The sequence below is a fragment of the Bradyrhizobium sp. UFLA05-125 genome (assembly GCF_059803515.1).
This window is the reverse complement of record NZ_JBANBJ010000096.1, coordinates 1-22,231: the sequence shown is the minus strand read 5'-3', so window position 1 is coordinate 22,231 and position 22,231 is coordinate 1. Positions and strand designations below refer to the sequence as shown.

Sequence of the window (22,231 nt, the reverse complement as noted above, 5' to 3'; positions counted from 1 at the left end):
CATGCCTTCGACCGCGCGATGGGTTTCGCGTCCGCCTTCGCTCACTACGGCGGACAGTTGCTCGACCCATCCGTACTTACGTTCCAGCCAGCTCCGTCAGCTTTGCGCCGGCCAGGCGGAAGAACCGTTTCTCCTGGAGCGCCCGCCCGCCGAGCATCTCGTAGAACCGTTGAAGTCCTGGATCATCCGCATCGACAGTCCAATCGATGCGAGCGTGGCCCTCTTGCCGAGCCATTGTGGCCAGTTGCGCCACAAGCCGTTTCCCTAATCCGCTCCTGCGTCGTTCGTGACGAACGTAGAGCTCTTTCAAGAAAAAGCCTGATGTCAAACCGGGCCCAGGATAGATGGCGCTAAAGCATGCAAACCCGGCAATCCCGTCGTTCTCATAAGCAAGCAGAATTCGCGATCCCGCGGGCCTCGTCCTCAACCCGTCAATGATCGATTCCCGCGCGGGGCAGCGGGCGCGATAATGAGCTTGCATTTCGATCAGGGCATCGGCCATGTCATCGAAATCGGTTTCGGCAATCTCCCTGAAAACCGTCAGAGCAGTGTCGCCCATGGTCCATCGATCCCTGTGGTTTGCTGAATATCCAGCCCGTTTCCGAGCGCGATGATCCACCTTTGCACCTGGTTCTGTTTCGTGTCGAGGTGAATGGAGGCGTGCTGTTGAATAGCAGTCAGGTGTAGGACGGGTTGAGGGAGCGAAACCCATCATCTCTCCCAGGAAGCTCAAATGGACGACTACGAGTGTCGTCTGGGTCCGGCTGCGCGATGGGTTTCGCTCCGCTCTACCCATCCTACGAGCAGGCCGAAACCCGGCCCCCTCAGGGGCTGATCAGCTCTTGCCAAATGCCTTTCGGAGGAAGGCCAGCACGGCGGCGTTGAACTCCGTATGAAAGGCGACCCGGTCGAAGCCGGGGCGGTCGGTGCATATATTGGGAAGTCTCTTCGCCAAATCCGGCGCGCAAGGTGGAAGGAATGCGTAGTGACCGGCGCCCGGCACAAGATGGTAATCGGGTTTGACCGGCAGGTCGCGATCAATCGCTGAAACATAGGCCGGCGTGACTTCGCCGCCGGTCCTGTCTTCTCCACTCAGCTCCGACGCCCAAAGTTGAGTTGGGATTTTCACGCTCTTTAATCCATCCGGATCGAACAATGGACCGAAAGCCGGATCGGCTATGACAAGGGCCTTTACGCGCTGGTCATGCCCGAATGCTTGTGTCGGAATCTCGTTTCGTCGCAGTTCTGCGCAGCTCGGTTTCGGAGAACCCTCGGGACAAAATGCGACAGCTTTTCGGAGATCGGGATTGCCGCCTGCGACGACCAGGCCCGTGTAACCGCCTCTCGAGAAGCCAAAGAAACCGATATTTTGACGATCGAGTTTCGAATGATCAGGCCATGCGGTGAGCATGTAATCGATCACTCTCGTGATATCGGCCGGACGCTCCGTCCATGCGGCGAGCGTGTCCGCACGGCTCATATCGCCGCCTCCTGCGTCGACCGGATGGTTGAGCGCGACAACGACGAACCCGCCATCGGCGAGTGCCTCGGCGGTGTCATGGTGGCCGACGAAAGATCCGCCGTAGCCATGCGAGATCACGATCAATGGCAGCTCTTCGCCGGATACAACACAGTCCTGTGTTGCAGGCAGAGTGGTCGTGCGGAATTTCACCTCGCCCGCCTTTTCAAGGCAAGGAGACCACACGGCTGCTCGGATCGCCGGAAAGCCGGCCTCGGCTGGCACCGTGATCAGACGAAAACCGGCCGCCTGGACGAGCGTCGCCATCAAGCAGAATGCGGATGCGAGCGTGAACTTGAGGAGGTGCATGCGTGCTCCCTTCAGCCATTCCTGGTCTTGCCGCAGGTTTGTTCGTGGAACAGACCAGTGCGCCACCCACGTATCCAGCACCCGGATCTTTGCTACCGCCTCAGCGAGGCGACAACGTGCTCTCGCTGAACTTCATGGCAGGGCCAGGCCGGTCTGCAAACACACATTCGCGCCAGACGGCGTTGTGCATTGTGCCGGCCAGCCGCCGCCGAGCGCCATGAACAGAGAGCCGCGTCGCTTCCGCCTGCACGCGAGTGATCGCAGACGCGAGGCGGGGCGTTGTCGTCAGAACGGGAATGCGAATCTCCGGACGGGAGTGCGGCTGTCGAATCCAATCCCCGTGGCAGGTCCCGTGCGGTAATGGCCGTTGTAATAGCCGACCACGGGGCGACCAGTTGCCGTCGGCGGACATGCGAGGTCGGCGCGATCGGCCAGGAGCGACCGGTGCTCCTGATAGCGGGTTCGCCAGCAGTCGCAGTTTTGGTCGCACACCATCCGCACCTTGGCGACCGGAGGCCGATCGCCGCGATCGACAGCAGGGCCGGCTGCTGCGAGCAGGGCGACTTGAACGAGGCCGAGAAACAGATTTGCCATAAAGGTTCCCAGGGTACTGCGTCTATTGGGGCGGCGTCAGCGAGACGGCCCATGCATCCCGAAGGCGCTCGCAATCGAACCAGAACGTGTCACCCCGGCGAACGACGGTCTGCCAGGGCGTATTCCTGGCGAAGGTTGAGACGACCGTCGGGCCGTGCGGATAAGTCACGCGCACCGTGGCCTTGAGCAGCCAATAGCCGGGCAGTGCATAGGGGAGCTCTTCGGAGGAGAGAACCTCCGCATGACAGCGCGATGACGTCGCGGCGCCGGCCGCGCCGGTGGAGAGGAACGCCAGTGCAAGGGCGACAGCAGGGGTGATTCCGTGTCTCATGGCGAGCTTTCAGTTGAAAGAAGCGGCACTGTTCGGCGCTGCGGCATGATGGCTTCCCCGGCCGGCTCGTGGTAAGATTCGGTTCGGCGCTGGATGGCACGTATGCGGTTCCTCGGTCTTTTTCTGCGGACGCTCTTTCTCCTGGTGGTGATTGCGATCACCGTCCGTGTTGCGGCACCCCAGAACGAAACCCTGTGGTCGGCGTACGACACGCCGTCCGATATGTTTCGCTTCATCCTCGGCCTGACCGTCGGTGGCTTCGTTGCCGTCCAGATCTTCCTCTATCCGAAGAACCCGGCCGAGATGCGCAAGTGGGTTCCGATCGGCCTTGCCGTGCTGCCGCTCGCGCTGCTGTGCGCAGCCGTCATCTGGTAGGCGTTCCCCTTCGTCCGCTTCCCGTTTGCCTCCGCTCATTTGGCCTCGCTCACCCGAACGGTCGCATTGGAGGCGTCCGCCATCACGCAGTCGCGCCAGACCGGAGTCGTGCATTGTGCCGGCCAGCTGCCGCCGAGCGCCATGAACAGGCCGGCGGTGTCCGAGAGGCGCGTCGCTTGTGCCTGAACGCGGGCGACCGCGGCTGTCAGATAGACTTGCTGGGCATTGAGCACGACCACCTGATTGACCTGCCCGAGAACGAGCTGCTTCTGAATGATGTCGAGACTTGCCTTCGCGGCGAGTTCGGCCTTGACCGCAGCCTGCACGGCACGCGCATCGGCCTGTAGACTGCGCAAAGCGTCGGCGACGTTCTGCATCGCCGTGACGACGGCCTGGCGATAGAGTCCGTCCGCCTGGTCCACCGCGGCCTCTGCGGCCTTCTGCTTGTGGTAAAGCGTCAGCCCATCGAAAAGCGGCTGGGTCACACTCGCCGCGATGACATAGAAGCTGGTCCCTGGCGTGAACAACTCGGCCAGGCTGAAGCCGGTGGCTCCTGCATTTCCGGTAATCGTCACGTTGGGCAGCCGCGCCGCGATCGACACACCGACCAGGGCGTTCGTCGAGTGCAGCAGCGCCTCGGCAGCCCTGACGTCCGGACGTTGGCTTACCACCTTGCTCGGGAGGCTCACCGGCAGATTTGCGGGTAGCGTCAGCCCGTCGAGCGTAAACTTTTGCAGGATTTCGTCCGCGGAGAATTGCCCGGCAAGCGCGGTCAGGAGGTCGCGCTGAATGGCGAGCTGCTTTTCGAGCGGCGGCAGGAGCTGCTCGGACTGGGCCAGCGCGGCCTCCTGCGCCAGCACGTCGACCTGGGAGGCACTGCCCGCGTTGAACTGGTTCTTCACGATCTCCAGGATGCCGCGCTCAATCTTCACAACGCGCTGGATCGCGGCAATCTGGCCGCGAAGTGATGCTTCCTGGATCGCCGCGGTGACGACGTTGGCAGTCAGCGTGAGGTAGGCCGCCTCGAGCTGGAACAGTTGCTGCTCGGATATTGCGTCGAGGCTCTCGACGGTGCGAATATTCTGGCCCCAGATATCCGGCACGAAACTGACGTTCAATTGCGCGGTATGGAGCGAAAATACCGACGGGGACTGGCCACCTGGACCCGAACTCGAGGCGCCGGATATCTGCTGCTCGGAGGGCGTGTAATTTGCGCCGATCTGCGGGAAGTAAAGCCCGCGCTGGGCCAACGCGTTGTATTGCGCGATTCTGATCGATGCCTCGGCCGACTGCAGGGTGGGGTTGTGCTCGACTGAGAGCCGGATCAATTCGTTCAGGGGCTTGGATCGGAACGCCGCCCACCAACGGATCGGAATATCCGCTCCATCGACGAAACGCTGCCGCGGCACGGGCGGCCCGTCGGACTCGCTGCGCGGCGAAGCCGTCGGCTCCGGCGTGTAGCGGGTGACGTCGGGTGCCGGGGGCGGGGCGAAATTCGGGCCCACGGCGCAACTCGCAAGCCAGAGGCTTGCGCCCCCGGTGGCGAGCCCTCGGGCGAGGCGGATCATGGCTGTTGCGCTGCGCATTCTCCTCGCCTTCCCTAATGGGCCACTTCTGGCGGCGAGGGGGCCGCGTTGTCCTGTTCGGACGGCGCTCGCTCCCGCGACAGGAATATCTTGCGCAGGGCCGGCGCGACCACGAGCAGCAGCAGCGGGCCGATGAACATGCCGCCGACCACGACGGTGGCAAGCGGCCGCTGCACCTGGCTGCCGATGCCGTGCGACAGCGCCGCCGGGAACAGGCCGACGCCGGCCGACAGCGCGGTCATCAGCATCGGCCGCATGCGCTGCTCGGCGCCGTTGAACACGGCTTCGGCGATGCCGAGACCCGAGGCGCGCAACTCGCGGAAATAAGTGATGTTGAGGATACCGTCCATCACCGCGACGCCGAACAGCGAGATGAAGCCGATCGCGGCCGAGATGCTGAAATCGAGATCGGCGAGATAAAGGGCGATCAGGCCGCCGCCGACCGCGAAGGGAATGCCGGCGAGCGCCAGCAGGCTGTCGCGCACCGAGTTGAACAGGCTGTAGAGCAGGACGAAGATCAGCAGCAAGGTCACCGGCAGCACGATCATGAGACGGGCCTTCGCCGCCTCGAGATTGTCGAACTCGCCGGACCAGATGATGCGGTAACCGGTCGGAAGCTGCACCGCGTCGGCAACGCGCGCCTGCGCCTCCGCGACCGTGGAGCCGAGATCGCGGCCGCGCACGCTGAACTTGATCGGGATGTAGCGTTGGCTCTTCTCGCGGTAGATGAACAGCGCGCCGGTATCGAGCGAGATGTCGGCAAGCTCGCTCAGGGGAATGTAGGCATTGGTGCCTGATGGCGTCTGGTAGGCAACCTTCAGGCTGCGGATCTCATCGATGTTCTGGCGGAATTTGGGGTCGAGGCGCACTGCGACGCCAAAGGTGCGGTCGGCCTCCAGCACGTTGGTGGCGACGCTGCCGCCGAGCGCGGCCTGAACCACGGTGGTGACGTCGCCCGTGTTCAGCCCGTAGCGGGCCGTCTTCTCGCGATTGACCCTGATGTTGAGGTTGGGCTGGCCGACCAGATGGAAGACGCCGAGATCGGCGACGCCGTTGACGTTGCGCATCACGTCCATCACCTTGACCGCGGTCTGTTCCAGCACGTCGAGATTGGGGCCGATGACCTTGACCGAATTGGCGCCCTTCACGCCGGATAGGGCCTCCTCGACATTGTCCTGGATGTACTGGGAGAAGTTGAAGGTGATCCCGGGCAGCTCCTCGTCGAACTCCTTCTGGAGCTCCTCGGTCAGCTTCTCCTTGGTCAATCCGGGCGGCCATTCGTCGAACGGCTTGATCGGCGCGAACAGCTCGACATTGGAGAAGGGCGAAGCGTCGCTGCCATTGTCGGGCCGGCCGTGCTGCGAGACGACCGTGATGATCTCGGGATGACGGAGCAGGATTTCGCGCATCTTGCGCGTCGCCTCGGTGCCGGCGTCGAGCGAGATGGTCGGCGGCATCGCGGCGCGGATCCAGAAATTGCCCTCTTCGAGCGCCGGCAGGAACTCGCTGCCGAGCCGGCTCGCCGCAAGCCCCGAGAGGGCGAGGAAGATGACGCCCGCGGTCACCGCGAGCCTGACGCTGCCGAGCGCCCAGCGCAGTACCGGCGTGTAGACCTTGCGCAGGCCGCGCACGATGACGGTCTCGGTCTCCTCGATGTGCTCGGGCAGCAGCAGCGAGGCGAGCACGGGCGTCACCGTGAAGGTCGCGAGCAGCGCGCCGGCGAGCGCGTAGCCATAGGTGCGCGCCATCGGCCCGAAGATCTGGCCTTCGACGCCCTGCATCGTGAACAGCGGCACGAAGGCCGTCACCGTGATCGCGGCAGTGAAGAACACGGCCTTATCGACCTGGAGTGCACTGACGAAGATCATCCTCAAGCGGTCGGTCCAGCGCACCGTGGTCGGCTGGCCGTGAGCCGGGGCGGTCGGATCGGGACCCCAAAAGCCTTCGGCCAGATTCTGGAGCAGGCGGGCGCGACTCTCGGAGTTCGATTGGAAATTGCGGAAGATGTTCTCCATCATGATGACGGCGGAATCGACGATGATGCCGAAATCGACCGCGCCGAGCGACAGGAGATTGGCGTCCTCGCCCTGCAGCACCAGGATGATGATGGCGAAGAACAGCGCGAACGGAATGTTGGCGGCCACGATCATCGCGCTGCGCAGATTGCCGAGGAAAACCCACTGGATCACGAACACCAGGAGGCAGCCGAACACCAGGTTGTGCAGCACAGTGTGTGTCGTGACCCCAACCAGCGTGCTGCGGTCGTAATACGGCACGATCTTGACGCCCGGCGGCAGGGTGCCGTCGCTGTTGATCTTGGCAACCTCGTCCTGGACCTTCGGGATGATGTCGTTGGTGTGCTGGGTCCGTCCCATCACGACGATCGCGGCGGTGATGTCGTCTTCCTTGTCCTTGCCGGCGATGCCGAGCCGCGGCACGTAGCCGATCGAGACCTTGGCGACGTCCTTGATCTGGATCGGAAGCCCGTTCTGCTGGGTGAGGACGATGTTCTCGATGTCGCTGACCCGGTAGCCCTTGGTGACGTCGTCGGCGCCCCCGGAATCGATCAGGCCGATGCCGCGGATGTTGACCGACTGCTGCCCGATCGCGATCTCGCGGCCGCCGACATTGGCGTTGGAATTGCCAAGCGCGGAGACGAGCTGTGGCACAGTGATGTTGTAGGATTCCAGCTTTGCGAGGTCGGCGTCGACATTGAACTGCTTGGTGGTGCCGCCCCAGGAGTTGATTTGGACCACGCCGGGAATGGTCATCAGGCGCCGGGTGACGACGTAGTCCTGCAAGGTGCGCAAGTTGGTCAGGCCGAAATTCGGCGGGCCGACGAGCTGGTAGCGATAGATCTCACCGACCAGGCTCGACTGCTGGATGGTCGGCACCAGATTGCCGGGCAGGGTGATGTTCTGCTGGATGCTGTTGGCGGCCTGCGTCAGCGCGAAATAATAGTCGACGCCGTAGCGGAAGGTGACGCGGACGAAGGACAGGCCGTAGAACGAAGTCGAGCGGATGTTGACGACGCCGGGCGTCGGATAGAGGCCGACCTCCATCGGGATCGTGTAGTACTTCTCCATCTCCTCGGCCGACAGACCCGGTGCCTGCGCGGTGATCTCCAGGATCACGGGCGCCGGATTGGGATAGGCCTCGATGTTCAGCTTGCTGAAGGCCGCAAGGCCTGCGGCGCAGAACACGACGAGGCCGAGCACGATGATCGCGCTGCGGGTCAGGCCGAACTGGAGGATGCTCTTGATCAAGGCCGTTTACTTGTACTGAGTGGCGGGCGCGGTTGACGGATGCGAGGTTCAGCCTGTGACCGCGATCGCAAACTTGTTGCTGAGGAAGATTGCACCGGTTGAGGCCACCAGCTCACCGGGGTTCAGTCCCTCAACGATCTGGCGCCATCCGTTCTGCTCCAGCCCGACCTTCACCGCGCGCCTCTGGAAGTGGCGGCGGTCGGTGGTGACCCACACTGTCATGGAACCGTCACCTTCGCGGACGATCGCGTCCGAGGGGACCGCGATCGACGTTTTCGGACCTTCGATCTCGATGGAAAAACTGGCGAGCATGCCGGCGCGGAGCTTGTGATCGGGATCTTCGATCACCGAGCGGACCAGTTGCCGATGCGTGCTCGGGTCGATGTTCAGCCCGAGTGTCGTCACAGAGCCCCGGAATACCTCTCCGGGGTAGGCGGGAACGCTCACCGCCACCGGCTGGCCAAGCTGATAGGCGGGGGCGTCGGTCTCGATGACATTGGCGACCATCCACATGGTGGAGAGGTCGGCAAGCGTATACGGCGCCGGCGCATTCCCCGGCTGGACGTAGAGGCCGGGCGCGGCGGTGCGGGCCACGATCTTGCCCGAGATCGGACTTAGCACGCGCAGGATGGAGTCGACCTTGCGGTCCGCGAGGATGCGGTCGACCTCCTCGTCGGTCTTGCCGAAGATGCGCACGGCGTCGCGAGCGGCCTTGTAATTGCCTTCGGCGGTCTGCTGATCGGAGGTTGCCTGATCGACGTCCTTCTGTGCGCCACCGCCGGTCTTCAGAAGCTGCTTGACGCGATTGAGGGTCCGGGTCTGGAGCTCCAGCACGCCCGCGGCGGCCAGCAGGGTGGATTCGGCCTGGAGCAGATCGGGGCTGTCGATCGTGAACAGGGGCTGCCCTTTGCTCACGGTATCGCCGACGTTGAGGATGGTATCGACGATCTTGCCCGGGTTGGGAGTGAACGCCTGAACCAGCATGTTCTGGTTGAAGTCGATCGAGCCGACCGCGTTCTTCGTCACGCGAAAGGCGCGCGGCTCGGCCGCCAGAATCTTGAAGCCGTCGGCTTGCTTCTCGCTGACTCCGACTGTTTGCTGCGCGACATCGACGTTGCTCTTGGTGTCCGTGTCCGCGGCCTTCGCCGAGCGAATGTCCTGGGTGCGGCTGAGTAGCCAGGCGCCGGTCAAGAAGACCGCGACCGCCGCGACGGCTACTGCATAGCCCGCATGCTTGATGCGAGATGCCATCTTCGCTCCTGCCACCCCAGATTCCTTTGGATGCGTTTGCGCCTCACGTGTCAGGGTTGCTGAGCATTTGCAACCCAGCAACTCCAGCGCGCGGAACTGTGTTAGCAAGCTCGCCTTACGTCAATCTGACAGGCCCGAACCTATCGGTTCTCTCGCTGATTATGACGCTTTTCCGATGATTTGGGCGATGACCGAAACGATTGCGGCTGCGGCTGCGGCCGCTGCCTGCCGCGACTGTGTCCCAAGGTCTGCCGGGGCATGCGGCTCGCCATTCCATGCAAACAGGCCAAGGGACAGGGCAACCTCGAGCGCAAGTATCCCCGAGATACCGGCCGAAATGAATGCAATCCAGCGTGCGGCACTGCGGCTCAGAGGCGTGGATCGAAGAGACATGACATCATCTCTGGATCTGCGAAGAAGGCAACTGCTTCGCCATCGAATTGCCTCACGATCGAATGGATTGCCGTAAAGACGGGCAGCGCGAATTTTGAAATTACTGGGTCGCGCGATGTGGGTTGGCGATTGACCGGCATGTCCGCTGATTGCATCGGCAGCGACCTAGAGTATGTTAGTAGGTCGATCTTACACCAACCTGACGGCCTCCTGGGATGCGGCCGCCATGTGCTGGCAAGCGCGGTGATTCCATGACGAAAGGATGAGACTACCGATATACTGCGAGTGCGTTCCTTCCGAACAATGGAAATCATTGGACTTCACCTGAGATGCGTCTTCTGATCGTCGAGGACAATGTCGAGCTGTCGCGGCTCGTTGCGAACGGCCTGACCGCGGCGGGCTATGAGAGCGACATCGTCAGCAGCGCGGCCGAGGCGCGCGAGGCGGTGCGCAACGTCAGCTATGCCGCGATGATCCTCGATCTCGGCCTGCCCGATGGCGACGGTCTTGCAGTGCTGCGCGAGCTGCGCCGCCACATGGACCCGTTGCCGGTGCTGGTGCTGACCGCGCGCGGCGGCTTGCAGGATCGGGTCAACGGCCTGCGCAGCGGCGCCGATGATTATCTCGCCAAGCCGTTCGCGCTCGAGGAGCTGGTGGCGCGGCTGGAGGCGATCCTGCGCCGCCCCGGCCAGTTGCTCGGCCGCTCGCTGCGCCTTGCCAACCTCGTCTACGACACCGAGAGCCGGCAGATATTCGTCGACGACCAGCCGCGGATCATCTCCGCGCGCGAGACCTCGGTGCTGGAGATCTTGCTGCGGCGGCAGGGGCGGGTTGTGCCTAAGAAGAACGTCGAGGATCACATCTTCGGGCTCGAGGGCGAGGTGGCGTCCAACGCCGTGGAAGTCTACGTCTCGCGGCTGCGCAAGCAGCTCGCCGAGCACGGCGCCAAAGTCGTGATCCATACCATCCGCGGCGTCGGCTATCTGATGGCCGAGGAGAAATAGCGTGCTGCGCCTGAGGCCACCGACGTTCAAATCGCTGATCTGGCGCATCGTCTTCCTGCACATCGTTGCGGTCGCGGTGGTCGCGATCTTCCTGCCGCTGGTGCTGTTCTGGCTGTTGAATTCCGAGATCGACCATTTGCATCGCGACGCCATGCGGGCGCAGGCCGAGGTGCTCGCCGAACGCATCGCCGTGCAGCCGGACGGCAGGATCACGTTCAACCTGCCAGACAGCCTCCGCGGCCTCTATTCGGAGGCCTATGGCCGCTACCAATATGACATCAGCGATGCCGAGGGCAGGGTGCTGTTCTCTTCGCACAAGAAGACCGGCGCGGCGGCTTCGGAGACCATTTCCGGCGCGGGCGTAACGCGCACCATCGACGACAAGACCGTGCGCATCCAGGTCGCCGAGGATCTCGCCCATCGCGACGTCATCATCGACGACATCGTCGCCAATTTCTTCCGCCGCGTCGGGTGGATCACGATTCCGATCCTTCTGGTCCTGCTCGCCACCGACATCATCATCTTCCGCCGCGCCATCTCGCCACTGCTGAAGGCCTCGGAGGAGGCGACCAATATCAGCCCTGCGCGCACCGATATCCGCCTGCCGACGGAGCAGATCCCGCGCGAGATCATGCCGCTGGTCACCGCCGTCAACCAGGCGCTCGACCGGCTCGAGGACGGCTTTCGCGTGCAACGGCAGTTCACCGCGGATGCCGCGCATCAGCTGCGCACGCCGCTCGCGATCCTGCGCACCCGGATCGAGACATTGGGCGACGGCGCGGCCAGGGAGGCGTTGCATGCCGACATCGAGGGCATGAGCCGGATCGTCGCGCAGCTGCTGGAGATCGCCGAGCTCGATACGCTGGTGCTCGATCCCGGCGAGACCGCGGACCTGCGTGCCGTCTGCGCCGAGGTGATCGGCTCGATCGCGCCGCTGGCGCTTGCCCAGAACAAGGACATCGCGCTGAAGGGCACCGATGCGCCGGTCCTGATCCACGGCAATTCCGAGATGCTGCAACGGGCGATCTTCAATCTTGCGGAAAACGCCATCAAGTTCACCGCGAGGGATACCGCCGTCGACGTCGAGGTCAGCGGCGATGGCGTGGTGCGGGTGCGCGACTGCGGTCCGGGCATCGCGGAAGCCGAGCGCGAGCTGATCTTCCAGCGCTTCTGGCGCGCCGACCGCCAGCGCAGCGATGGTGCGGGCCTCGGGCTGTCGATCGTGCGCGGCGTCGCGGAGGATCACGCGGCGAGCATCGCCGTCGAAAACCTCCCCGGCGGCGGCGCGCAGTTCACGCTGTGCTTCAAGCTGGCGGGTCAGAGCCCTGCACCGGTCCCTTCGTAGCACAGGGTGGGCTGAACTCTTTGTCGAGATGCCTTGACCGCGGCCGGCTTCAGGACGGGCGTTGCCGAAGAGTCGCGCACAGCGAGCTCACATTGAAAAAGGTCGGGCTTGCCGACCGGCGGCATCTTCCTCCGTCCGAGGAGGGAGGAGATCGCCGCGTCTGCGATTTGCGGCACTTAGGAGCTTACGGTAACCAGCTTCATTGTAATTGTTAGAAACTCGAGTGGCTTCCCACCGGTCTTTCCACCACCGGTGACCCGGCTCAACTCCTGCTCCGCCAACTCGATCTTGGCCTTACCGGTTGTCATGGTCGGTTGGTCCTGCAGTGAGGGTTTGGTCATGTCTCTCTCCTGAGTAGCCGATAGCCTGGCGGCGATACTCAACCGACGATCCAACCAAGTATGTGACTTTGATCACTAGCTCAGTGCTGGGACCTCCCGACGCTGTCCGGCCAGTCTGTCATGTCCCGCGCGGTCGCGTGAGCAGGGTGATATCCGTCACAGGCCCTGCGAAGCAGATGGAGCATGCTCATATCCTCATCAAGGAGTAGATCATGAGCAGCCTCAACACAGTTCAAAAGCTTTCGAAATGCGAATTGAACGACGAACTGCTAGCGAAAGCCACTGGTGGATCCCTTTCACTCAGCTACACGGAAGTAGAATTTAAGTACACCGAGCAGAAGCCGGATGGCACCGCCAAGGGTAACGTTGCCGCCAAATGGAGCCTCGCTCAAGGTGCCGTAGCGTGAGCTAAAAGATGTCAATCACCGGCATTATCGCTCTGAGATGAGCGCTGGTGTTGGAAAGCAAAGAAACAACATCATGACACGGTAGCCCAATGACAAGGACCTCGAAGGCCACGTTCCCATGGCAGAACTGAGCGAATGCGACCTTGAGAGAGCGGCCGGCGGTTCACAGTCTTCTGGAAGCGGTTCGGGCAAAATCCTGCACGGCGACCTGCAATGTCAAAAATATCTCGATAAGGCGTCCATCATTCTCTGAGGGAAGCACGGCTGTCGAGTTCTCGGCCGTGAGCATGGACGGCGGTGTTAGGCGGCCGCGGAGTGACCGGAGGCCCGCCAGTGCGTGCCCTTCTCCCACAAGGAGAGAAGGGGAAGCAGTCGCGTTCGCGTCAGCTACTTTTGCGGCGGGCCGAGGTCGAGCGGGGGCAGGTCGATCTGCGGCACCTCGATCTTCACCTTGTCGAGGTCGACATTGACCGGCTTGTCGAGCAGGCCCGTCACCACGGACGGGAAGACGATCACGAGCAGCACCATGATCATCTGCAATCCGATCCAGGGCACAGCACCCCAGTAGATGTCCGAGCTCTTCACCGAGCGCGGCGCGACGCCACGCAGGTAGAACAGCGCGAAGCCGAACGGCGGATGCAGGAACGAGGTCTGCATGTTCACGCAGAGCATGACGCCGAACCAGATCAGCGCGGCGTCGGGGCCGACCACCGGCGCCAGCATCTTCTGTGCGATCGGAGCGATCATCGGCAGGATGATGAAGGCGATCTCGAAGAAGTCGAGGAAGAACGCGACGAAGAAGATGAAGAGGTTGATGAAGATCAGGAAGCCCCAGACGCCGCCGGGCAGGGACGTGAGCAGGTGCTCGAGCCAGACGCCGCCGTTGCAGCCGAGGAACACGATCGAGAAGCAGGTCGAGCCGATCAGGATGAAGGTGACCATGCAGGTGATGCGCATGGTCGTCTCGTAGCCCTGCTTGATCAAATCGCGCAGGTCGGGGATGCGGGCCGCCTCGATGCAGATCCAGGCGACCGCGAGGTAGGTGATCGCATAGGCGATCTTGAAGACGATGTTCTCGCTGAACAGCATCGCGACGATCGTGCCGATGCCGGCGGTGATGACGCCGATGATCAGGATCTTGCGTCCCGTGGAGGAGAAGTCCTTGTGGTGGATGGCGGCGAGGACGATGGCGCCGACGGCGCCCATCGCGCCCGCTTCGGTCGGGGTCGCAAGGCCCAGCATCATGGTGCCGAGCACCACGAAGATCAGGACGGCGGAGGGGATGATGCCGAGCAGGCACTTCTTCCACAGCGCCCATCCGGTCAGCGTGCGCGCCTCTTTCGGGACCGCCGGAACGTGGCTCGGCTTGAAGATGCCGAGCATGAAGGTGTAGCCGGCGAACAGGACGATCTGGAAGATCGAGGGACCCCAGGCGCCGAGATACATGTCACCGACGGATTTGCCGAGCTGGTCGGCGAGCACGATCAGCACCAGCGAGGGCGGCACGAGCTGCGTGATGGTGCCGGAAGCCGCCAGCACGCCGGTGATGTAGCGGATGTTGTAGCCGTAGCGGATCATGACCGGCATCGAGATCAGGGCCATGGCGATCACCTGCGCCGCCACCGTGCCGGTGATGGCGCCGAGGATGAAGCCGACGATGATGACCGAGTAGCCGAGGCCGCCGCGGATCGGGCCGAACAGCTGGCCCATGGAATCCAGCATGTCCTCGGCGAGCCCGCATCGCTCCAGCACAGCGCCCATGAAGGTGAAGAAGGGGATCGCGAGCAGCAGTTCGTTGGCGAGCACGCTGCCGAACACGCGGCCGGGAATCGCCTGAAGGAAGTTCAGGTCGAAGAAGCCGAGATGGATCGCGAGAAAGCCGAAGGAAAGGCCGAGCGCCGCCAGCGTGAACGCGACCGGGTAGCCGATCAGCATCGCCACCACCAGGCCGCCGAACATCATCGGCGGCATCATCTCCAGCGTAATGGTCATTGGGTCGGTCTCTCGTACTTGGCGTCGATCGTCACATAGCCCTGGAGAGCCGCGATACGCTTGATGACTTCAGACACACCCTGCAGCGCCAGCATGACGAAGCCTGCGGGGATCACGAACTTGATTGGCCAGCGGATCAGGCCGCCGGCATTGCCGGACATCTCGCCGACGTCATAGGCCTGCATGAAGAACGGCCAGGAGAGTTTTGCGAGCAGGAGGCAGGAGGGGATCAGGAAGAACAGCGTGCCGATCAGGTCGAGCCAGAGCTGGCCGCGCTCGGACAGCATCAGATAGAAGATCTCGACGCGGACATGCTCGTTGCGCTTGAAGGTATAGGACGCGCCGAACATCACGAGCACGGCGAACATGTACCATTGCAGTTCCAGCCAGCCGTTCGACGAGTAGCTGAAGGCGTAGCGGATCATGGCATTGGCGGCACTGACGAGGCACGCCAGCAGCACCAGCAGGTTACAGATATTGCCGATTTTTTCATTGAGGAGGTCGATGACGTTGCTCACCGCCAACAATGGACGCATCTTACTTTTCTCCGCCGCGGCCTTCATTCATGGGTGCATGTGCATGCATCGCACGGCCGGCGCGCTAAAGGCACGCGACCTTGACGGCTCGTCATCCGGAGCGATTGCAGCGACAGTCCTCCCCTCGTGCCTTGCCGTCTTGATCGCGCTCGCCTTCAAGGCAGCGCGCCGGCTTATGCTGCCGGACAGCCAAGGCGCAGGCACCATTTCAGCGGGCTCGCGCGCCGTCAATCGGAAAAATGGGCAAATTGACGCGTGCTCAGGGGGTTAGGTTAGAGGCGGCCCCGTAAATGTCCTAGCCGCCAGTAACGCTCATGTGCCGGCTGACGCTCGGGCGGTTGTGCCGGCGGTCGATGATGAAATCGTGCCCTTTGGGCTTGAGGCCGATCGCACGGTCGATCGCAGCCGCAAGCAGCGTATCCTCGGCGGACTCCCGCAGCGGCTTGCGCAAATCGGAGGCATCTTCATGGCCGAGGCAGGTGTGTAGCGTGCCCGTGCAGGTGATGCGCACTCGGTTGCAGGATTCGCAGAAGTTGTGGGTCATCGGCGTGATGAAGCCGAGCTTGCCGCCGGTCTCCGCGACGCTGACATAGCGCGCCGGACCGCCTGTCGTCTCGCTTAGGTCCGTCAGCGTGAATTGCTGGGCGAGCCGCGCGCGCACCAGCGACAGTGGCAGATACTGGTCGATGCGGCCCGAGCCGATCTCGCCCATCGGCATCACCTCGATCAGCGTCAGGCCCATGCCCTTGCCGTGCGCCCACCGCATCAGCGAGGGGAGCTCGTCCTCGTTGAGATTCTTCAGCGCCACGGCGTTGATCTTCACCGCGAGCCCGGCCGCGCGTGCCGCCTCGATGCCCTCCAGCACCTTGTCGATCTCGCCCCAGCGGGTGATCTCGCGAAACTTCTGCGGATCGAGCGTGTCGAGCGAGACGTTGATGCGGCGGACGCCGCAATCGGCGAGTTCCCGCGCATGCTTGGCCAGTTGCGTTCCGTTGGTGGTCAGCGTCAATTCGCGCAAGCTCCCGCTCGCGAGGTGACGTGACAGCGAGCGCACCAACGACATCACGTTGCGGCGGACCAGGGGCTCGCCGCCGGTCAGCCGCAGCTTCTTCACGCCCTTGGCGATGAAGGCCGAGCACAGCCGGTCGAGCTCCTCCAACGTCAAGAGGTCTGCCTTGGGCAGGAAGGTCATGTCCTCAGACATGCAGTAGAAGCAGCGCAGGTCGCAGCGATCGGTGACGGAAACCCGCAAATAGGTGATGGTCCGGCCAAACGGGTCGGTCATCGGGCTCGACAGCGGGGACAGGGGACTCACAGCGGGTCCATTCATTCAACAGGCCTTGTCACGATCGCCATCACCGCGCTTTGCGCAGCGACAAACACATTTGGAAGCAATCTAAGCATCCTCGCCACTGCCGACAATCGTGCGCTGCACCGTATTAGCGCGTAGGGGCGGGGGCTGTCGGCGGCGGCGCGGCGGGAGGCGGCGCCGAGTTCGGATCGGGGAACGGAGAGTCTGCCGCGGCGGGCGCCGCTGCCGCTTTTGGCGCCTTCGGCTTCTTCGGCCGATGCGGCTTCTTCAGCGGTTTCGGCGGCACGGCCGGCTGCAGCTCGACGAATACCGGACTTGGGTCGGTTGTGACCGAGGCGGGTGTGGAGAAATCGCCGGGCGTCTTGATGACGTTCACCGGCACTGAGGCCGGCAGGTACTTGTCTAGCGTGTAGCTGACGGTGAAGGGAGCATCCGGGGCGGGAACCGACACCGAGCAGGGTGTCTTGCAGCCCGGACCGAGCGAGGTTGCGGCCTCAGCGCCTGGTGGGGTCGATTCGAGCCGGACCTGGATGGCCGGGGGCGCCGACTTGAACATGTCCCACGAAAAGGAGGAGCAGCCGGCCAGGCTCGCCCCCGCAAACGCAATCGCAATCACACGACGCATGACCATCACATCCCACTGCGACGAACTGCCACCATCCCAAGCGCGACCTTAGGTTTGCCGGTCTACCCACGCAACGGGCCGGGCGTGCATGGTTAATGAATGGTTAATTCGACATTTTTCTTAGCAATATCAGGCAGTTGCCTTGACGCTCAAGCGCCCCATCAGGCTCGTCGCCGCTGCCGGCAGATCGCGCATGTGATGGATCAGGCGGTCAGGCTTGAGTTCCTCGATCGGCACATCGGTGTAGCCGAAGCTGACGCCGATCACGGGAACACCGGCGCGCCGGGCCACCCCAACGTCGGTTCCGGCATCCCCGACCATGATGCTGGCGGCGAGCTGTCCGCCGGCGCGGGCCACCGTCTCGCGCAGGATTGTCGGGTCGGGCTTCTGTACCCCGAAGGTGTCGGCGCCGCAGATGGCGGCAAATCGCGGGGAGAGGCCCAGCGCGTCCAGCAGCCGCCTGGAGAGCCATTCGAGCTTGTTGGTGCAGACCGCCAGGCGGTGGCCGCGCTCCGCGAGATGGTCGAGCGCGGCCTCCAGCCCCTCGAACGGGCGCGATTCATCGGCGATATGGTCGGCGTAATAAGCGATGAAATCCGCCGTCAACCGGTTGATGTCTTCGACACCGACGATCCGGCCTTCGGCCTCCAGGCCCCGCTCGATCAGCTTGCGCGCGCCGGCGCCGATCATGTTGCGGGCCGATTGCATCGGTACGGCCGGCAGGCCCTCGCGGTCCAGCACATGGTTCAAAGCGCTGATCAGGTCGGGCGCCGTATCCACAAGCGTGCCGTCGAGATCGAAGACGATGGTGTGAGCGGTCATGATAATGCGCTACCGGCAAGGTGGAGCTTCCGCAAGCGGAGCCGACATAAGATCAGCTTATAACCTCGCCCCGCAGGCCTGTTCTCCGGGCCAAAACGGGGCTAGATAGGCCGCCGAATGCGACTTATTTCGGCGGTCTCTCCAAATGAGACCTCGAGTGAGACTTTCAGGACACACACAAGGGCAGGCCCGAACGTGGACATGGACCAGTTGAAGCGACAGGCGGCTGCACGCGCCCTCGAGGAGGTGCGCGACGGCATGCAGCTTGGTCTCGGCACCGGTTCGACGGCCAAGCATTTCGTCGAGCTCCTCGGCGAGCGCGTGCGCGCCGGTCTCAAGGTGATCGGCGTGCCGACCTCGGAAGCTACGCGTGCCGACGCGGTCCGTTGCGGCGTGCCGCTGACCACGCTGGACGAGATCGATCATCTGGACATCACCGTCGACGGTGCTGACGAAATCGATCCCGAGCTCAACCTGATCAAGGGCGGCGGCGGTGCGCTGCTTCGGGAGAAGATCGTCGCGGCGGCCTCCGATCGGATGATCGTGATTGCCGACGACAGCAAATGGGTTGCAACGCTCGGCCGTTTCCCGCTGCCGGTAGAGGTCATTCCGTTCGGGCTTGGCGCGACACGGCGGGCGATCGAGAAGGCATTTGCGCAAACCGGCGTTTCCGGGCAAATGGCGCTCCGCAAGGCCAAGGACGGCCACGTTTTCGTCACCGATGGTGGCCACTGGATCCTCGATGCCCATCTAGGACGGATCGAGGATCCCGCTCGGCTCGCGCTCGCGTTGAGCGTGATCCCCGGCGTGGTGGAGCATGGACTGTTCATCGGCTTGGCCGGCTCTGCCGTTCTGGCGGGCGGCGAGGGAATCCGCGTGATTGAACGGCGAAAGCCGAAAGGAGACTAGGAATGAAGAGTGTTTTGAAGATGCTGCCCGTGGCCGGACTCGCCTTGGGACTGGCCGGCTTGGGATTGGCTTTTGGCGCCGTCCCGGCGGCGGCCCAGCAGGCGGCAGCGCCCAAGGCCTCGCCCGCGGCGATCGCGGCCGCCAAGGAGATCCTGACCATGAAGAACGCCAACGCGCTCTATGCCAATGCCGTTCCCGGCATGGTGGAGAAGGTCAAGGGCGCGCTGATCGGGCAGAACCTCAACTACCAGAAGGACCTCAACGAGCTGGCACCGGTGGTGGTGCAGCAGCTCACCGGCCGCGAGAAGGAGATCGGTGAAGGCATGGCACAGGCCTATGCCGCCCAGTTCACCGAGCAGGAACTCAAGGATCTCGTGACGTTCTACAAGTCTCCGCTCGGGCAGAAGCTGATTACCGCCGAGCCCCGCGCGATCGAACAGGGCATGGCCTTCACGAATTCGTGGGCGCAGAACTTCTCCGAGGTTGTCGCGAGCGCTTTCCGCGCCGAGATGAAGAAGCGCGGCAAGGACATGTGACGAGGACGAGAGACAGAGTGGTCGGAGTGGACAATGGCTGAATTCGACGTCGACCTCTTTGTCATCGGTGGTGGTTCGGGCGGCGTGCGCGCCGCTCGCATCGCGGCCGGTCATGGCGCGCGCGTGATGATCGCGGAAGAGTACCGCATGGGCGGGACTTGCGTGATCCGCGGCTGCGTGCCGAAAAAGCTGTTCGTGATCGGATCGCATGTCCGCCACGAGATCGAGGACGCCGCGGGCTTCGGCTGGACGATTCCATCAGCGAGCTTCGACTGGCCGACGCTGATCGCCAACAAGGACAAGGAGATCGCGCGGCTCGAGGCGGCCTACACCACCAATGTCGAGAAGTCGGGCGCGCGCATCGTAAAGAGCCGCGCAGTTATCGAGGATGCCCACAGCATCCGCCTGCTCGAGAACGACAAGACGATCACCGCAAGATACATCCTGATCGCCACCGGCGGCGCGCCCAACCATGGCGCGGCGATTCCCGGCATCGAGCACGTCATCTCTTCCAACGAAGCGTTTCATCTCAAGCAGTTGCCGAAGCGGATCGTGATCCAGGGCGGCGGCTATATCGCCCTGGAATTCGCCGGCATCTTTGCCGGCTACGGCTCCGACGTCACGGTGATCTATCGCGGCGACAACGTTTTGCGCGGTTTTGACGACGACGTCCGCGCCCACGTCCGCAGCGAGATGGAGAAGCAAGGGATCACCATCCTGACCGGCTGCACGGTGACCAAGGTCGATCGTCACGGTGACGAGTTCACCACCCATCTGTCGAACGGCTCGAGCGTGGCCTCCGACCAGGTGATGTTCGCGATCGGTCGCCATCCCGCTGTCGCCAATCTGGGCCTCGAGAAGGCCGGTGTCGCGATCAACCCGCAGAACGGCGGCATCGCGGTCGACGGTTTCTCGAGGAGCTCGGTGGACAGCATCTACGCCATTGGCGACGTCACCCATCGCTTCAACCTGACGCCGGTTGCGATCCGCGAGGGCCATGCCTTCGCCGACACCGTGTTCGGCAAGCGCGAGGTGCGGGTCGACCACGCCAACATCCCCACCGCCGTGTTCTCGCAGCCGGAGGTCGGCACCGTCGGCCTGACCGAGACCGAAGCGCGCGCGCAATTCAGCCACGTCGACATCTACAAGGCGACCTTCCGCCCGATCAAGGCGACGATGTCCGGCCGCGACACCCGCGTGCTGATGAAGCTCGTCGTCGACGGTACCTCCGACCGGGTGCTCGGCTGCCACATCGTCGGCGATGCCGCGGCCGAAATCATCCAGGCGGTCGCGATCGCCGTGAAGATGAAGGCGACCAAAGCCGATTTCGACGCGACCATCGCGCTGCATCCGACGGCGGCCGAAGAACTCGTCACCATGCGCACGCCAACCGCGCGCCACGTGCGGCAGGCCGCGGAGTAGGGGCGCCTTACACGCCGACCTTTCCGTGGTCGGCGTTCTCCTGCCGCTCGCGATCGCCGAGTTCGCGCACCAACTCCCCGAGAAACGATTCCGTATAGGCGGGCAGGACCCGTTCGGCGCGGACGTAAACGCCAAGGTCCGACCACACCGGACTGCCGGCGTTGTCCAGCGGCAGGAATTTGAGCTGTCCGCTCTTCGCGAGGCGGCCGATGCCGATCTGGGTCTGGATCGCAACGCCGACGCCGCGCGCCGCCAATTCGCGCATCAGGTCGATCGAGTTGGCCTCTACGGCCGGCTCCGGCGTATTCGGAAGCTGCGCGATCAATGGCTGGAGCAAATGGTAGATCGACAGCTCCGGAAGCGCGTGGATGATCGGAAAGGCGAGACATTGCGCCAGCGTCACGTTCCGGCGCCGCGCCAGCGGATGATCGGCCGCAACGATTGCACCGAGCCGGAAGCGCTTCAGCGCGACCTGGCGCAGATCCTGGGGATGGCGCAGCGCCATCGCGATGCCGATGTCGGCTTCGCCGCGGCTCAGCGCGTCCAGCACGTCGGCTGATCCCATCACCTGCGTGGCGAAGGTGACGCGGCGGGCGCGGCCGCGATGCGACGCGATCAGGTCGGGCAGCAGCGATTCCGCAAGCGACTCGATGCAGGCGATGCTCACCGAGCCGCGCCATGTGCCCGACAGCGACTGGACGTCGGAGCGGAAGCGGTCGTGGTCCTGGAGTACGGTCATGACGTGCCGGGCCAGCATCTCGCCGACCGTGGTCAGTGTCAGGCCGCGCGCTGTCCGCTCGAACAGTGGCGCGCCAATCTCCTCTTCCAGCTTGAGGACCTGCCGGCTGACCGCCGACGAGGCGACGTTGAGGGTCCGCGCAGCGGCCCGGATCGAGCCGGTCCGGCGCACGGCGTGGAAGTAATAGAGGGCGGGGGCATGAAATCGCATCGCTGGACTATAGCCGTTGCCGTTTCGGCAGCAAGGCGTACGAAATTCTCTTCTTTTCGAGAGCAGTCCTTGGGCCTAGTTTCCGCCGCGGCCGCCAGGGGCGGGGGCGGAAAGGGGATTAGGCGGTGGAAGGGAAGAGCGCGTGCGCGCTGGAGGCGGCGGAGCCGCACGGTTTGATCGATCGGCGCCGCGCGGCTGCCTATGTCGGCGTCACCGCCGGCCGCTTCGAGCAACTGGTGCGCGACAATGTCGTGCCGCCGCCGGTCATGGTGGACAGAAGCCGCCGCTGGCCGATCGCGGCGCTCGATCTCGTCAAGCAATCGGTGGGCGCAGGGGCAACGGAGCCAGCGGGAGCGATCCCGGCGACAGCGCCTTGCGACGAGATGGTCGAGCCGTCGCGCGTGTTG

At 63.7% G+C, this 22,231-nt stretch carries 22 protein-coding genes and 1 pseudogene; 9 read left to right on the top strand and 14 right to left on the bottom strand.

The features are described 5' to 3' along the window. Positions 1-76 precede the first annotated feature (76 nt). From SO156_RS41540 to SO156_RS41525, 4 genes are all read right to left on the bottom strand, one after another. The gene (locus SO156_RS41540; protein WP_458150065.1) at positions 77-559 is read right to left on the bottom strand and encodes a GNAT family N-acetyltransferase; all 483 of its coding nucleotides are present in this window, start codon (positions 557-559) and stop codon (positions 77-79) included. Between the two features lie 276 nt (positions 560-835). Beyond that, the gene (locus SO156_RS41535) at positions 836-1,828 is read right to left on the bottom strand and encodes an alpha/beta hydrolase family protein (protein WP_498538843.1); all 993 of its coding nucleotides are present in this window, start codon (positions 1,826-1,828) and stop codon (positions 836-838) included. Positions 1,829-2,113: 285 nt separating this feature from the next. Beyond that, positions 2,114-2,422, bottom strand: coding sequence for a hypothetical protein (locus SO156_RS41530; RefSeq protein ID WP_498538842.1), 309 nt, complete (start codon positions 2,420-2,422; stop codon positions 2,114-2,116). Positions 2,423-2,444: 22 nt separating this feature from the next. Further along, positions 2,445-2,753, bottom strand: coding sequence for a hypothetical protein (locus SO156_RS41525; protein WP_498538841.1), 309 nt, complete (start codon positions 2,751-2,753; stop codon positions 2,445-2,447). A 102-nt stretch (positions 2,754-2,855) separates the two neighbouring features. Between SO156_RS41525 and SO156_RS41520 the strand changes: the two genes are divergently transcribed. Next, on the top strand, positions 2,856-3,128 hold the full coding sequence (locus SO156_RS41520) for a hypothetical protein (RefSeq protein ID WP_498538840.1): 273 nt from the start codon (positions 2,856-2,858) through the stop codon (positions 3,126-3,128). Positions 3,129-3,163: 35 nt separating this feature from the next. Here the strand turns inward: SO156_RS41520 and SO156_RS41515 are convergent, their stop codons facing one another. From SO156_RS41515 to SO156_RS41505, 3 genes are read right to left on the bottom strand one after another with little or no spacing between them, the layout of a single operon-like run. After that, positions 3,164-4,714: an efflux transporter outer membrane subunit gene (locus tag SO156_RS41515; RefSeq protein ID WP_498538839.1), complete on the bottom strand. Its 1,551-nt coding sequence runs from the start codon at positions 4,712-4,714 to the stop codon at positions 3,164-3,166. A gap of 14 nt (positions 4,715-4,728) precedes the next feature. Then, on the bottom strand, positions 4,729-7,980 hold the full coding sequence (locus tag SO156_RS41510) for an efflux RND transporter permease subunit (RefSeq protein ID WP_498538838.1): 3,252 nt from the start codon (positions 7,978-7,980) through the stop codon (positions 4,729-4,731). 48 nt (positions 7,981-8,028) lie between these two features. Then, a complete protein-coding gene (locus SO156_RS41505) occupies positions 8,029-9,231 on the bottom strand; it encodes an efflux RND transporter periplasmic adaptor subunit (protein WP_458143221.1) in 1,203 nt (400 codons plus the stop codon). Between the two features lie 722 nt (positions 9,232-9,953). Here SO156_RS41505 and SO156_RS41500 point away from each other — a divergent pair. Both SO156_RS41500 and SO156_RS41495 read left to right on the top strand, forming a co-directional pair. Next, positions 9,954-10,628, top strand: a complete 675-nt coding sequence (locus SO156_RS41500) for a response regulator transcription factor (protein WP_458143222.1) — start codon at positions 9,954-9,956, stop codon at positions 10,626-10,628. 1 nt (position 10,629) lies between these two features. Next, positions 10,630-11,973: a sensor histidine kinase gene (locus SO156_RS41495; protein ID WP_498538837.1), complete on the top strand. Its 1,344-nt coding sequence runs from the start codon at positions 10,630-10,632 to the stop codon at positions 11,971-11,973. Positions 11,974-12,149: 176 nt separating this feature from the next. Here the strand turns inward: SO156_RS41495 and SO156_RS41490 are convergent, their stop codons facing one another. Next, on the bottom strand, positions 12,150-12,314 hold the full coding sequence (locus tag SO156_RS41490) for a hypothetical protein (protein WP_458143226.1): 165 nt from the start codon (positions 12,312-12,314) through the stop codon (positions 12,150-12,152). Positions 12,315-12,526: 212 nt separating this feature from the next. Between SO156_RS41490 and SO156_RS41485 the strand changes: the two genes are divergently transcribed. Together SO156_RS41485 and SO156_RS41480 are read left to right on the top strand one after the other, a co-directional pair. Then, positions 12,527-12,721 (top strand): Hcp family type VI secretion system effector, encoded by a 195-nt coding sequence (locus tag SO156_RS41485; RefSeq protein WP_458143227.1) that lies wholly within the window; start codon positions 12,527-12,529, stop codon positions 12,719-12,721. A gap of 118 nt (positions 12,722-12,839) precedes the next feature. Then, positions 12,840-12,974, top strand: a complete 135-nt coding sequence (locus SO156_RS41480; RefSeq protein WP_498538836.1) for a hypothetical protein — start codon at positions 12,840-12,842, stop codon at positions 12,972-12,974. Between the two features lie 134 nt (positions 12,975-13,108). On the opposite strand, the gene SO156_RS41475 is transcribed toward SO156_RS41480, so the two are convergent. From SO156_RS41475 to gph, 5 genes are all read right to left on the bottom strand, one after another. Next, positions 13,109-14,713 (bottom strand): TRAP transporter large permease, encoded by a 1,605-nt coding sequence (locus SO156_RS41475; RefSeq protein ID WP_498538835.1) that lies wholly within the window; start codon positions 14,711-14,713, stop codon positions 13,109-13,111. Beyond that, positions 14,710-15,249, bottom strand: a complete 540-nt coding sequence (locus SO156_RS41470; protein ID WP_458143232.1) for a TRAP transporter small permease subunit — start codon at positions 15,247-15,249, stop codon at positions 14,710-14,712. Before SO156_RS41470 ends, SO156_RS41475 begins: the two co-directional genes overlap by 4 nt. 295 nt (positions 15,250-15,544) lie before the next feature. Beyond that, on the bottom strand, positions 15,545-16,579 hold the full coding sequence (gene moaA, locus SO156_RS41465) for a GTP 3',8-cyclase MoaA (protein WP_498538834.1): 1,035 nt from the start codon (positions 16,577-16,579) through the stop codon (positions 15,545-15,547). A gap of 109 nt (positions 16,580-16,688) precedes the next feature. Then, positions 16,689-17,186, bottom strand: a complete 498-nt coding sequence (locus SO156_RS41460) for a hypothetical protein (protein WP_498538833.1) — start codon at positions 17,184-17,186, stop codon at positions 16,689-16,691. A gap of 129 nt (positions 17,187-17,315) precedes the next feature. After that, positions 17,316-18,008: a phosphoglycolate phosphatase gene (gene gph / locus SO156_RS41455; protein WP_458143237.1), complete on the bottom strand. Its 693-nt coding sequence runs from the start codon at positions 18,006-18,008 to the stop codon at positions 17,316-17,318. Between the two features lie 195 nt (positions 18,009-18,203). On the opposite strand from gph, the gene rpiA reads away from it, so the two are divergent. From rpiA to gor, 3 genes are read left to right on the top strand one after another with little or no spacing between them, the layout of a single operon-like run. After that, the gene (gene rpiA, locus SO156_RS41450; RefSeq protein ID WP_498538832.1) at positions 18,204-18,917 is read left to right on the top strand and encodes a ribose-5-phosphate isomerase RpiA; all 714 of its coding nucleotides are present in this window, start codon (positions 18,204-18,206) and stop codon (positions 18,915-18,917) included. A gap of 2 nt (positions 18,918-18,919) precedes the next feature. Beyond that, entirely contained in the window at positions 18,920-19,453 is a 534-nt protein-coding gene (locus tag SO156_RS41445; RefSeq protein ID WP_458143241.1) for a DUF2059 domain-containing protein, read from the top strand. 33 nt (positions 19,454-19,486) lie between these two features. Then, positions 19,487-20,875, top strand: coding sequence for a glutathione-disulfide reductase (gene gor / locus SO156_RS41440; protein ID WP_498538831.1), 1,389 nt, complete (start codon positions 19,487-19,489; stop codon positions 20,873-20,875). A gap of 7 nt (positions 20,876-20,882) precedes the next feature. Here the strand turns inward: gor and SO156_RS41435 are convergent, their stop codons facing one another. Further along, complete coding sequence (locus tag SO156_RS41435) at positions 20,883-21,824, bottom strand: LysR family transcriptional regulator (RefSeq protein WP_498538830.1); 942 nt, start codon at positions 21,822-21,824, stop codon at positions 20,883-20,885. Positions 21,825-21,949: 125 nt separating this feature from the next. On the opposite strand from SO156_RS41435, the pseudogene SO156_RS41430 reads away from it, so the two are divergent. Next, positions 21,950-22,231: pseudogene (locus tag SO156_RS41430) on the top strand (hypothetical protein); the annotation flags it as partial.

Excerpts from the sequence above, each read along its gene's own strand:
- SO156_RS41500 (WP_458143222.1), top strand. The coding sequence starts at position 9,954 with ATGCGTCTTCTGATCGTCGAGGACAATGTCGAGCTGTCGCGGCTCGTT.
- SO156_RS41530 (WP_498538842.1), bottom strand. The coding sequence starts at position 2,422 with ATGGCAAATCTGTTTCTCGGCCTCGTTCAAGTCGCCCTGCTCGCAGCA.
- SO156_RS41520 (WP_498538840.1), top strand. The coding sequence starts at position 2,856 with ATGCGGTTCCTCGGTCTTTTTCTGCGGACGCTCTTTCTCCTGGTGGTG.
- gor (WP_498538831.1), top strand. The coding sequence starts at position 19,487 with ATGGCTGAATTCGACGTCGACCTCTTTGTCATCGGTGGTGGTTCGGGC.
- SO156_RS41485 (WP_458143227.1), top strand. The coding sequence starts at position 12,527 with ATGAGCAGCCTCAACACAGTTCAAAAGCTTTCGAAATGCGAATTGAAC.
- SO156_RS41525 (WP_498538841.1), bottom strand. The coding sequence starts at position 2,753 with ATGAGACACGGAATCACCCCTGCTGTCGCCCTTGCACTGGCGTTCCTC.
- moaA (WP_498538834.1), bottom strand. The coding sequence starts at position 16,579 with ATGAATGGACCCGCTGTGAGTCCCCTGTCCCCGCTGTCGAGCCCGATG.
- SO156_RS41540 (WP_458150065.1), bottom strand. The coding sequence starts at position 559 with ATGGGCGACACTGCTCTGACGGTTTTCAGGGAGATTGCCGAAACCGAT.
- SO156_RS41475 (WP_498538835.1), bottom strand. The coding sequence starts at position 14,713 with ATGACCATTACGCTGGAGATGATGCCGCCGATGATGTTCGGCGGCCTG.
- SO156_RS41505 (WP_458143221.1), bottom strand. The coding sequence starts at position 9,231 with ATGGCATCTCGCATCAAGCATGCGGGCTATGCAGTAGCCGTCGCGGCG.
- SO156_RS41460 (WP_498538833.1), bottom strand. The coding sequence starts at position 17,186 with ATGCGTCGTGTGATTGCGATTGCGTTTGCGGGGGCGAGCCTGGCCGGC.
- SO156_RS41480 (WP_498538836.1), top strand. The coding sequence starts at position 12,840 with ATGGCAGAACTGAGCGAATGCGACCTTGAGAGAGCGGCCGGCGGTTCA.
- SO156_RS41445 (WP_458143241.1), top strand. The coding sequence starts at position 18,920 with ATGAAGAGTGTTTTGAAGATGCTGCCCGTGGCCGGACTCGCCTTGGGA.
- SO156_RS41535 (WP_498538843.1), bottom strand. The coding sequence starts at position 1,828 with ATGCACCTCCTCAAGTTCACGCTCGCATCCGCATTCTGCTTGATGGCG.
- SO156_RS41515 (WP_498538839.1), bottom strand. The coding sequence starts at position 4,714 with ATGCGCAGCGCAACAGCCATGATCCGCCTCGCCCGAGGGCTCGCCACC.
- SO156_RS41490 (WP_458143226.1), bottom strand. The coding sequence starts at position 12,314 with ATGACCAAACCCTCACTGCAGGACCAACCGACCATGACAACCGGTAAG.
- SO156_RS41435 (WP_498538830.1), bottom strand. The coding sequence starts at position 21,824 with ATGCGATTTCATGCCCCCGCCCTCTATTACTTCCACGCCGTGCGCCGG.
- gph (WP_458143237.1), bottom strand. The coding sequence starts at position 18,008 with ATGACCGCTCACACCATCGTCTTCGATCTCGACGGCACGCTTGTGGAT.
- SO156_RS41470 (WP_458143232.1), bottom strand. The coding sequence starts at position 15,249 with ATGCGTCCATTGTTGGCGGTGAGCAACGTCATCGACCTCCTCAATGAA.